General features: G+C 72.6%; 10 protein-coding genes. 5 read left to right on the forward strand and 5 right to left on the reverse strand.

The window, feature by feature from the left end:
* Positions 1-46: 46 nt before the first annotated feature.
* From ACZ56L_RS20360 to afsQ1, 3 genes are read right to left on the reverse strand one after another with little or no spacing between them, the layout of a single operon-like run.
* Positions 47-724 (reverse strand): hypothetical protein, encoded by a 678-nt coding sequence (locus ACZ56L_RS20360; RefSeq protein WP_345228774.1) that lies wholly within the window; start codon positions 722-724, stop codon positions 47-49.
* On the reverse strand, positions 724-2,244 hold the full coding sequence (locus tag ACZ56L_RS20365) for an ATP-binding protein (protein ID WP_401756545.1): 1,521 nt from the start codon (positions 2,242-2,244) through the stop codon (positions 724-726). Before ACZ56L_RS20365 ends, ACZ56L_RS20360 begins: the two co-directional genes overlap by 1 nt.
* Positions 2,241-2,918 (reverse strand): two-component system response regulator AfsQ1, encoded by a 678-nt coding sequence (afsQ1, locus tag ACZ56L_RS20370; protein ID WP_189820919.1) that lies wholly within the window; start codon positions 2,916-2,918, stop codon positions 2,241-2,243. Before afsQ1 ends, ACZ56L_RS20365 begins: the two co-directional genes overlap by 4 nt.
* Before the next feature lie 215 nt (positions 2,919-3,133).
* Here afsQ1 and ACZ56L_RS20375 point away from each other — a divergent pair, with 215 nt between their 5' ends.
* Positions 3,134-3,952, forward strand: coding sequence for a SigE family RNA polymerase sigma factor (locus ACZ56L_RS20375; protein WP_471065432.1), 819 nt, complete (start codon positions 3,134-3,136; stop codon positions 3,950-3,952).
* A 201-nt stretch (positions 3,953-4,153) separates the two neighbouring features.
* Here the strand turns inward: ACZ56L_RS20375 and ACZ56L_RS20380 are convergent, their stop codons facing one another.
* Both ACZ56L_RS20380 and ACZ56L_RS20385 read right to left on the reverse strand, forming a co-directional pair.
* The gene (locus tag ACZ56L_RS20380; RefSeq protein ID WP_345228772.1) at positions 4,154-4,807 is read right to left on the reverse strand and encodes a uridine kinase family protein; all 654 of its coding nucleotides are present in this window, start codon (positions 4,805-4,807) and stop codon (positions 4,154-4,156) included.
* A gap of 117 nt (positions 4,808-4,924) precedes the next feature.
* Positions 4,925-5,614 carry a PH domain-containing protein gene (locus ACZ56L_RS20385; protein WP_468686278.1) on the reverse strand — a complete coding sequence of 230 codons (690 nt, stop codon included), beginning with the start codon at positions 5,612-5,614 and terminating at the stop codon, positions 4,925-4,927.
* 135 nt (positions 5,615-5,749) lie between these two features.
* Between ACZ56L_RS20385 and deoC the strand changes: the two genes are divergently transcribed.
* From deoC to ACZ56L_RS20405, 4 genes are all read left to right on the forward strand, one after another.
* Positions 5,750-6,712, forward strand: a complete 963-nt coding sequence (deoC, locus tag ACZ56L_RS20390; protein WP_345228770.1) for a deoxyribose-phosphate aldolase — start codon at positions 5,750-5,752, stop codon at positions 6,710-6,712.
* A 5-nt stretch (positions 6,713-6,717) separates the two neighbouring features.
* On the forward strand, positions 6,718-8,157 hold the full coding sequence (locus tag ACZ56L_RS20395; protein WP_345228769.1) for an aldehyde dehydrogenase family protein: 1,440 nt from the start codon (positions 6,718-6,720) through the stop codon (positions 8,155-8,157).
* On the forward strand, positions 8,150-9,061 hold the full coding sequence (locus ACZ56L_RS20400) for an aldehyde dehydrogenase family protein (RefSeq protein ID WP_401756537.1): 912 nt from the start codon (positions 8,150-8,152) through the stop codon (positions 9,059-9,061). Before ACZ56L_RS20395 ends, ACZ56L_RS20400 begins: the two co-directional genes overlap by 8 nt.
* Before the next feature lie 110 nt (positions 9,062-9,171).
* Positions 9,172-9,324, forward strand: a complete 153-nt coding sequence (locus tag ACZ56L_RS20405) for a hypothetical protein (RefSeq protein ID WP_471065436.1) — start codon at positions 9,172-9,174, stop codon at positions 9,322-9,324.
* Positions 9,325-9,421 lie beyond the last annotated feature (97 nt).

The raw sequence follows: 9,421 nt of genomic DNA on the forward strand, positions 1-9,421 counted from the left end.
GGCCCGCACCTCCCCCGCGGAGCACCGCTCCCGCACGGGTGTCCGCTCAGCCCGAAGCCGCCGCGCCCGGCACCTCCGCGCCCGACGCCGACGCGCCCGGCGCCGGCGCGGAACTCCGCACGTCGCCCAGGGTCGGCACCGCCTCCGGTCGGGCCTTCAGGGCGGCCGTGCACTGGTAGGCGCGGGGCGCGTCCTCGGAGGGGCCGCCCAGCTCCACCGCCCCGCCGTCGCCGTCGGCCGCGCTGCCGGAGTACGTGCAGACGATCTGGGCCAGCGCGTGCGTCGGCAGGTCGTCGGGCTGCCGGTTGAGCCGGAGCGCCCGCCGGGCGTCCCCCGGCCGGGGCCCCGCCACGGTCAGGGACCCCCGTACGTCCGTGGTGAACCCGGCCTGCCCCTCGGCGGCCGAGGGGTCCTTCTGCAACTCGTCCAGGAGCGTCTGCGCCGCCCGGACCCGGTCCGAGGCGAGCACCTGCTCGGGGACGCCCACCGCCCGCTGCACCGGGACCAGCCCCGCCCCGCAGACCAGGAACACCCGCACCGTGGCGCCCTGCGCCGGGGCGTCGCCCTTCGGGGCGGGCACGTCGCAGGACACCCGGGAGGGCGCGGGACCGGCGTCCACCGGCACCTGGGTGGTGCGGATGCCGCAGCCGGTCCCGGCGGCGAGGACGCCGAGCACGGCCCCCAGGAGAGCGGCCCGGCGCCGTACGGGACCCATCTGGACCATCAGCTCTGCCCCCGCACCTGCGCGTCGTCGTTCCGGCCCTCGGACTCCAGGTCCCGGGGCAGGCGCAGGGTGAACACCGCGCCGCCGTCGGGGGAGTTCGCGGCGGTGATGTCGCCGCCGTGGATGTGCGCGTTCTCCATGGCGATGGAGAGGCCGAGGCCGCTGCCCTCGGAGCGCGGGCGCGAGGCGCTCGCCTTGTAGAAGCGGTCGAAGACGTGCGGCAGGACGTCCGCCGGGATGCCGGGCCCGTTGTCCCGCACCTCGATCACCAGCTCGCCGTCGAGCGCCCGCACGGAGACGTGCACGGGCGAACCGCCGTGCTTGAGCGCGTTGCCGACGAGATTGGCGAGGATGACGTCGAGCCGCCGCGGGTCGAGCCGCACCATCATGCCGCGCTCGCCGTCCAGCTCCACCGCGTCCAGCCACGCCCGCGCGTCCAGGCAGGCCGTCACCTGGTCGACCACGTCCACGTCGTCCAGCACCAGCCGGGCGGTGCCCGCGTCGAAGCGGGTGACCTCCATCAGGTTCTCGACCAGGTCGTTCAGCCGCCGCGTCTCGCTGACCACCAGGTGCACGGCGGGCGCGATCATCGGGTCGAGACTGTCCGCCTCGTCCTCCAGCACCTCCGCGACCGCCGTGATCGCGGTCAGCGGCGTGCGCAGCTCGTGCGACATGTCGGCGACGAACCGCCGGCTCGCCTCCTCCCGCGCGCTCATGTCCTGGACTTTCTTCTCCAGTTGCGCGGCGGTCCGGTTGAACGTGCGCGACAGATCGGCCAGTTCGTCGGTCCCCGACACCCGCAGCCGCGTGTCGAGCTTCCCCTCGCCGAGCCGCCGGGCCGCGTCCCCCAGCCGCTGCACGGGCTTCAGCACGGTCGTGGCCGCGGCCTGCGCCAGCAGCGCGGAGCCCAGCAGGGCGAGCCCGGTGGCGATCCCCAGCGACCAGGCGAGAGAGCTCAGGTCGTCCCGCTCCTGCCTGAGCGAGGTCAGCATGTACCCGGTGGGCCCGCCGCCGATCACCTTCGCGCCGCCCACCAGGTACGGGGCGCCGTCGAGGTTCGTCCGCATCCAGAACAGGTGGTACGGGTGGGCGTTGCCCGCCGTGATCGGCTGCTTGCGGTTGACCTGCTCCTGGAGCTTCTGCGGCACGTCCCTCAGCGTGAACGCGTCGAGGTCCGAGTACGCCACGACCGGCTTCCCGCCCTCCCGGGTGTCCACCAGCAGCACGCTGTAACCGGGCTTGGCGCTCAGCGCCGCCATCTGCTCGGCGGCGAGCTGCAGTTCGCTCTGCGTCGGCTGCGACGGCAGCTTGGCCACCCGGTCCTGCATGGACTGCCGGAAGTCGTTGAGCGCGGTGTCCTGCGTGCGCGTGAGCACCGCTTCCCGGTTGAGCCAGTACGCGATCCCCGCCACCGACACCGCGGCCGTCAGCGCGACCAGCGCGAACACCACCACCAGCCGCAGCCGCAGGCTGGTCCAGCGCAGCCCGGCGATCAGGGCGCGCTTCGCGACCGTACTCACGAAGGCGTGTCCAGCCGGTAGCCCACCCCGCGGACCGTACGGATCAGCGTCGGCGAGGACGGCACGTCCTCGACCTTCGCCCGCAGCCGCTGCACGCACGCGTCGACCAGCCGGGAGTCACCGAGGTAGTCGTGCTCCCACACCAGCCGCAGCAGCTGCTGCCGGGACAGGGCCTGCCCGGGGCGACGGCTCAGCTCCAGGAGCAGCCTGAGCTCGGTGGGGGTGAGCTGGAGGTCCTCGCCGTTCTTCGTCACGGTCATCGCGGACCGGTCGATGACCAGGGAGCCGAAGGACGCCGCGTCGTTGGCCTCGCGCTCGCCGCGCCGCAGCACGGCCCGGATGCGGGCGTCCAGCACCCGCCCCTGCACGGGCTTGACCACGTAGTCGTCCGCGCCGGACTCCAGACCCACCACGACGTCGATGTCGTCGCTGCGGGCCGTGAGCAGGATGATCGGCAGCTGGTCGGTGCGTCTGATCCTGCGGCACACCTCGAAACCGTCGATGCCGGGCAGCATCACGTCCAGCACGATCAGGTCGGGCCGCTGCTCGCGCAGCAGCTTCAGACCGTCCTCGCCCGTGGCTGCCGTGGCAACACGGTGCCCTTGGCGCGTGAGCGACAGCTCAAGCGCCGTACGGATGGCGTCGTCGTCCTCGATCAGCAACAGGAAAGGCACCCGGCCATTCTGGCCCATGGGGGCGTACGAGTTCGACAGTTGGAGCGCTCCCATCGCCGTGGCCTGCCCCGGGCCCGTCGCCGGCAGGGGTGTTGGGGGTGGCACGGTGTGCCCTGTGACGCGCCTGTGACAGTCGCCGGACCTTGTCATGAAACTGCGCAGGCAAGCTCTTCATCACACGAACTGCCACGGACACCACCGACGGGGGGCGCGAGATGAACGCACTGCACAGCACCAACTCAAGCGCAGTTGTCACGCGTCTCCACGACGTCGTACGGAGCGAGAACGTCCGTGGCGGGGAGAAGTCCGGTGGGGCGTCCGCGCGGGGGTGCGGTCGCGGCATCGGGCGTCAGCGAACGTCTGCGCACAGTGCGAACACGCACGGGTACATGACGGTCGTCGACGCGCCGGGGGGAACCGGGGGAGCCGTCGGGGGGACGTTCGGGGGAGCGTCGGCGGCACGAACGGAGACGTACGGGGAGGGCTCGGGGGAGCGGACGCCCGCGACTGCGGCGGAGGCGGAGTTCACCGCCTACGTCCAGGAGCGCCGCGCCTCCCTGTACGCGACCGCCTACCACCTGACCGGTGACCGCTTCGAGGCGGAGGACCTGCTGCAGAGCGCCCTCTTCTCGACGTACCGCGCCTGGGACCGGATCAGCGACAAGGCGGCGGTCGGGGGCTACCTCCGCCGCACCATGACCAACCTGCACATCAGCCAGTGGCGCCGCCGCAAGCTGAACGAGTACCCGACGGAGGAGCTGCCGGAGACGGCGCTCGACACGGACGCCATGCGCGGCACGGAACTGCGCGCCGTCCTGTGGCAGGCCCTGGCGCGCCTGCCCGAACTCCAGCGCACGATGCTCGTCCTGCGCTACTACGAGGGCCGCACCGATCCCGAGATCGCGGACATCCTCGACATCAGCGTCGGCACGGTGAAGTCCAGCATCTGGCGGTCGCTCCGCCGGCTGCGTGAGGACGAGGTCCTCAGCTTCGGCCGTGACGAGGAGGAGTCCTTCGGCGAACTGGTCGCCTGAAGGATGCGGGGGCCGTCGCTCCGGGGGAGGCGGCGGAAGCAGGGGGGAACACGGGGGGACCGCGTGGGGTCCGGGGGGAGCCCGCGGGGGAGCACGGGGGGTACGGGGGGAAGCGGAGCGGGACCACGTCGGCCGGGGGGCCGGCGGGGTCCCGTTTTCGTTTGCCGCCCGCCCGCCTGCTGACTGACTGCCTGCCTTCGGCTACGCGGCCTCGGCCGCGTCCCGCACCGGGCGGCCCGCACCCGGACAGCGGCCCGCGGCGGCGGCCGCCAGGCGGCCCAGGGCCTCGTCCTTGCCGCACGGGTGCGCGCCCAGCTCCGCGTGCCGGGCCACGATGCCGCGCTCGGCCCGCATCAGGCGCAGCCCGCGCCGCAGCAGGAAGGGCATCGACTTCCGCCCCTCGCGCAGGTCCCGCAGCAGACGGCGGCGGAACGTCGTGAACGGCCGCCCGCGCAGGCACAGCGCGTCCGCCAGCACCCCCAGCTCGCGGCAGCGGGCCACGATGTCGGCGGCGAAGATGCCCTCCGCGACGAACAGGGGCGTGCGGTCGATGTCGAGCGCCTCCTCGCCCACCCGCGAGCTGGTGGCGATGTCGTACACGGGCACGGTCGTACGGCCCGACCGGCACAGCTCCTCGATGGCGGCCACCGCGACGTCCGCGTCCCACGACAGCGGGGAGTCCCAGTCGATGTCCGAACTGCCCGCGACCAGCGGCAGCGTGGGGTCCGTGCACTCCTTGTAGAAGTCGTCGAGGCGCAGCACGGGCAGTTGGGCGCGGGCCGCGAGGGACGACTTCCCGGAACCGGAGGGACCCGTGAGGAGGACGACGCGGGCGGAGAGGGGTGTAGAGCTCACGGGAGACAAGTGTGCGGCATGGCACCCCTCGGGGTCTCCCCGGGCGACGGGCCTGAGGCCGGCGGTCGCCGACGGACGCCGACGGAGGTCTTCGACCGCGCCCTGGCCCGTACGGGACTAGACGGTGGCCAGCAGCACGATCAGCGCCACCAGGCCCACCGCGCACGGCACGATGAGTTCCAGCGCCCAGCGCGCCGTCGGCTTCCCCTGGGCCGTCGGCTCGGAGGCGCGGGTCTCGGCGAGTTCCTGGAGGTCGCGGACGGTCTGGTCGCTCGTGGCGACCGTCGGCCGGCTGGACGCGTTCGGGGAGCGGCCGAAGGAGGTGCGGGCGGAGTCCGGGTCGTTGCTGGCGGCGGCCCGGGCCTGGTTGCGGATGGCCTTCTTGCGCTGGCGGATGGAGACCGGGACGGCCCAGAGCTGGTACTTCGCCCCGCCGGCCAGTACCTCGGTGGAGTAACCGGAGCGCACTGCCTCGACCGAGGCCCAGGGCAGGACGACCGTACGGAACGGGTTGCGGACGCGGAGCCGGTCGGCCCCCGCGTACACGGCGGGCCGGAGGGCGAAGGCCACGATCAGCGGCACCACGAACAGCAGCCCGGCCAGCACCTTCCACCGCGTCGACGCGTCACCGTTGAGCATCGCGTCCACGGCCAGCCAGGCCAGCACGGCGAGCATGGCGCAGCCCCAGAAGACGCCGGCGCCGGAGCGGAAGACGCGCTCGGCGTAACCCGTCGCCCCGCCGGACGGGCCGGGGGAGCCCGGAGAGCTGGGGGAGCCGGACGACGACGAGGGGCCGGTGCTAGTCATGCGCCCGATTCTGCCTGACGTGCGGGGGAGTCCGAAGCGGGTGTGGCGGTGGTCTCCTCCGGGCCGCGATTCCGACCGATTCGACCGCCGGGGTAGCCAGGTCGCTACGCGCGTAGATATGCTCCAGTGGTGACCATGCCCACCTCTGCATCCGCTCCCGCATCCGCATTTGTCGACGCGACCGCGTCCGACAGCGCACTGCGCCGCTTCCTGCACGGGCTGCCCGGCGTCGACGCCGTCGGCCTGGAGGCCCGCGCCGCCGCGCTCGGCACGCGCTCGATCAAGACCACGGCCAAGGCGTACGCCATCGACCTGGCCATTTCGATGATCGACCTGACCACGCTCGAAGGCGCGGACACCCCGGGCAAGGTCCGGGCGCTGTGCGCCAAGGGCGCCCACCCGGACCCGACGGACCGTACGACCCCCACGGTCGCCGCGATCTGCGTGTATCCCGACATGGCGGCCACCGCCAAGGAAGCCCTCGCCGGCACCGGCATCAAGGTGGCCTCCGTGGCCACCGCCTTCCCGGCGGGCCGCGCCGCCCTGCCGATCAAGCTGGCGGACGTGCGTGACGCCGTCGAGGCGGGCGCGGACGAGATCGACATGGTGATCGACCGGGGGGCCTTCCTCGCCGGGCACTACCTGAAGGTCTACGAGGAGATCGTCGCCGTGAAGGCGGAGTGCGGGGACCGGGCCCGGCTCAAGGTGATCTTCGAGACCGGCGAGCTGTCGACGTACGACAACATCCGCCGCGCCTCCTGGCTCGGCATGCTGGCCGGCGCCGACTTCATCAAGACCTCGACCGGCAAGGTGTCGGTCAACGCCACGCCCCCCAACACCCTCCTCATGCTGGAAGCCGTACGGGACTACCGCGCGCAGACCGGCATCCAGATCGGCGTGAAGCCGGCCGGCGGCATCCGCTCCACCAAGGACGCGATCAAGTTCCTGGTGCTGGTCAACGAGACCGTGGGCGCGGACTGGCTGGACAACCACTGGTTCCGCTTCGGCGCGTCCTCTCTCCTCAACGACCTGCTGATGCAGCGTCAGAAGCTCAGCACGGGCCGCTACTCCGGCCCCGACTACGTGACGGTGGACTGATCCGCATGACTGGTACCCCTTTCGAGTACGCACCCGCGCCGGAGTCGCGCGCGGTCGTCGACATCGCCCCGTCGTACGGGCTGTTCATCGACGGCGAGTTCACGGACGCCGCCGACGGCAAGGTCTTCAAGACCGTCTCCCCGTCCACCGAGGAGGTCCTCTCCGAGGTCGCCCTCGCGGGCCGGGACGACGTGGACCGGGCCGTGCGGGCCGCCCGCAAGGCCTTCGAGAAGTGGTCCGCGCTGCCGGGCTCCGAGCGGGCGAAGTACCTCTTCCGCATCGCCCGCATCATCCAGGAGCGCTCGCGCGAGCTGGCCGTCCTGGAGACCCTGGACAACGGCAAGCCGATCAAGGAGACGAGGGACGCGGACCTCCCCCTCGTCGCCGCGCACTTCTTCTACTACGCGGGCTGGGCGGACAAGCTCTCGCACGCGGGCTACGGGGCCGACCCCCGCCCGCTGGGCGTCGCGGGCCAGGTCATCCCCTGGAACTTCCCGCTCCTGATGCTGGCCTGGAAGATCGCCCCGGCGCTCGCCACCGGCAACACGGTCGTCCTGAAGCCCGCCGAGACCACCCCGCTCTCGGCGCTCTTCTTCGCCGACATCTGCCGCCAGGCGGGCCTGCCGCGCGGCGTCGTCAACATCCTTCCCGGGTACGGGGACACGGGCGCGGCCCTGGTCGACCACCCCGACGTGAACAAGGTCGCCTTCACCGGTTCGACGGCGGTCGGCAAGGCCATCGCGCGCTCGGTCGCGGGCACGGCGAAGAAGGTCACCCTCGAACTGGGCGGCAAGGGCGCGAACATCGTCTTCGACGACGCCCCGATCGACCAGGCCGTCGAGGGCATCGTCACCGGCATCTTCTTCAACCAGGGCCAGGTCTGCTGCGCGGGCAGCCGCCTCCTGGTGCAGGAGTCCGTCCAGGACGAGCTGCTGGACGCGCTGAAGCGCCGCCTGTCGACGCTGCGCCTGGGCGACCCGTTGGACAAGAACACCGACATCGGCGCGATCAACTCCGCCGAGCAGCTGGCCCGGATCAAGGCCGTGGCCGACACGGGCGAGGCCGAGGGCGCCGAGCGCTGGTCCGCTCCCTGCGAACTCCCCTCCGCCGGGTACTGGTTCGCCCCGACGCTCTTCACGAACGTCACCCAGGCGCACACGGTCGCCCGCGACGAGATCTTCGGCCCGGTGCTGTCGGTGCTGAGCTTCCGCACCCCGGACGAGGCCGTCGCCAAGGCCAACAACACGCAGTACGGCCTCTCCGCCGGCATCTGGACGGAGAAGGGCTCGCGCATCCTCGCGGTCGCGAACAAGCTCCGGGCGGGCGTCGTCTGGGCCAACACATTCAACAAGTTCGACCCCACCTCGCCGTTCGGCGGCTACAAGGAGTCGGGTTACGGCCGCGAGGGCGGCCGCCACGGCCTGGAGGCGTACCTCGATGTCTGACACCTCGACTGCGGCGCGACTGAGCGTCTTCAAGACCTACAAGCTGTACGTGGGGGGCAAGTTCCCGCGTTCCGAGAGCGGCCGGGTGTACGAAGTGAGCGACAGCAAGGGGGCCTGGCTCGCCAACGCCCCGCTCTCCTCCCGCAAGGACGCCCGTGACGCGGTCGTCGCGGCCCGCAAGGCCTTCGGCGGCTGGTCGGGCGCGACCGCGTACAACCGCGGCCAGATCCTGTACCGCGTCGCGGAGATGCTCGAAGGCCGCCGGGACCAGTTCGTCCGCGAGGTCGCGGACGCCGAGGGCCTGTCGAAGTCCAAGGCGGGCGCGGTCGTGGACGCGGCGGTCGACCGCTGGGTCTGGTACGCGGGCTGGACGGACAAGATCGCCCAGATCGCGGGCGGCGGGAACCCGGTCGCGGGCCCGTTCTTCAACCTCTCCACCCCGGAGCCGACGGGCGTCGTGGCGGTCGTCGCCCCCCAGGACTCCTCCTTCCTGGGCCTGGTGTCGGTGCTCGCCCCGGTGATCGCCACGGGCAACACGGCGGTCGTCGTCGCCTCGGAGGAGTCGCCGCTCCCGGCGCTCTCCCTGGGCGAGGTGCTGGCCACCTCCGACCTCCCGGGCGGCGTGATCAACATCCTCACCGGCAAGGTCTCGGAGATCGCCCCCTCCCTGGCGGCCCACCAGGACGTCAACGCGCTGGACCTGACGGGCACGGGCCACGGCTCGGACCTGGCCCGGGACCTGGAGGTCGCGGCGGCGGACAACCTGAAGCGCGTCCTGCGCCCCTCCGTCGCCGCCCCGGACTGGACGGCCCCGCAGGGCACGGAGCGCCTGACGGCCTTCCTGGAGACCAAGACGGTCTGGCACCCGACGGGTTCGCTGGGGGCTTCGGGCTCGGCGTACTGAGTTCCCGGGCGACTGCCCTCGGGCCCCGCTTCCCCGCGAGGGAGGCGGGGCCTTCCGCTGTCCGCGTCCGGTCCGGGAATCAAGCGGCGGCGCGCGGGCACCCGGGCCGCATGACGCAGACGCGATGGGATCAAGTACCGCTGGAGTCGGCCGAGTTGGCGGGCGTGGGAGGGGTCGAATGGGTCATCCTGGGCGCCCTCTTCCTGCTCGTGGCGCTTCCGGTCGTGGTGACGCTCCTGCTGGTGCGGCGCAGGCGGCGCTGAGCGGGCGCTGCCGGGGCGCGGGGCCCCAGACCCCGCGGCGGCGAACGAAAAGGTCCCGCCCGCCGGGGTGAGCCGGTGGGCGGGACCTTCGCGCGGG

This window comes from Streptomyces sp. NPDC039736 (assembly GCF_055596485.1).

Coding starts and splice junctions, on each gene's coding strand:
- ACZ56L_RS20360 (WP_345228774.1), bottom strand. CDS start 724: ATGGTCCAGATGGGTCCCGTACGGCGCCGGGCCGCTCTCCTGGGGGCC.
- ACZ56L_RS20375 (WP_471065432.1), top strand. CDS start 3,134: ATGAACGCACTGCACAGCACCAACTCAAGCGCAGTTGTCACGCGTCTC.
- ACZ56L_RS20385 (WP_468686278.1), bottom strand. CDS start 5,614: ATGACTAGCACCGGCCCCTCGTCGTCGTCCGGCTCCCCCAGCTCTCCG.
- deoC (WP_345228770.1), top strand. CDS start 5,750: ATGCCCACCTCTGCATCCGCTCCCGCATCCGCATTTGTCGACGCGACC.
- ACZ56L_RS20395 (WP_345228769.1), top strand. CDS start 6,718: ATGACTGGTACCCCTTTCGAGTACGCACCCGCGCCGGAGTCGCGCGCG.
- ACZ56L_RS20400 (WP_401756537.1), top strand. CDS start 8,150: ATGTCTGACACCTCGACTGCGGCGCGACTGAGCGTCTTCAAGACCTAC.
- ACZ56L_RS20405 (WP_471065436.1), top strand. CDS start 9,172: ATGACGCAGACGCGATGGGATCAAGTACCGCTGGAGTCGGCCGAGTTG.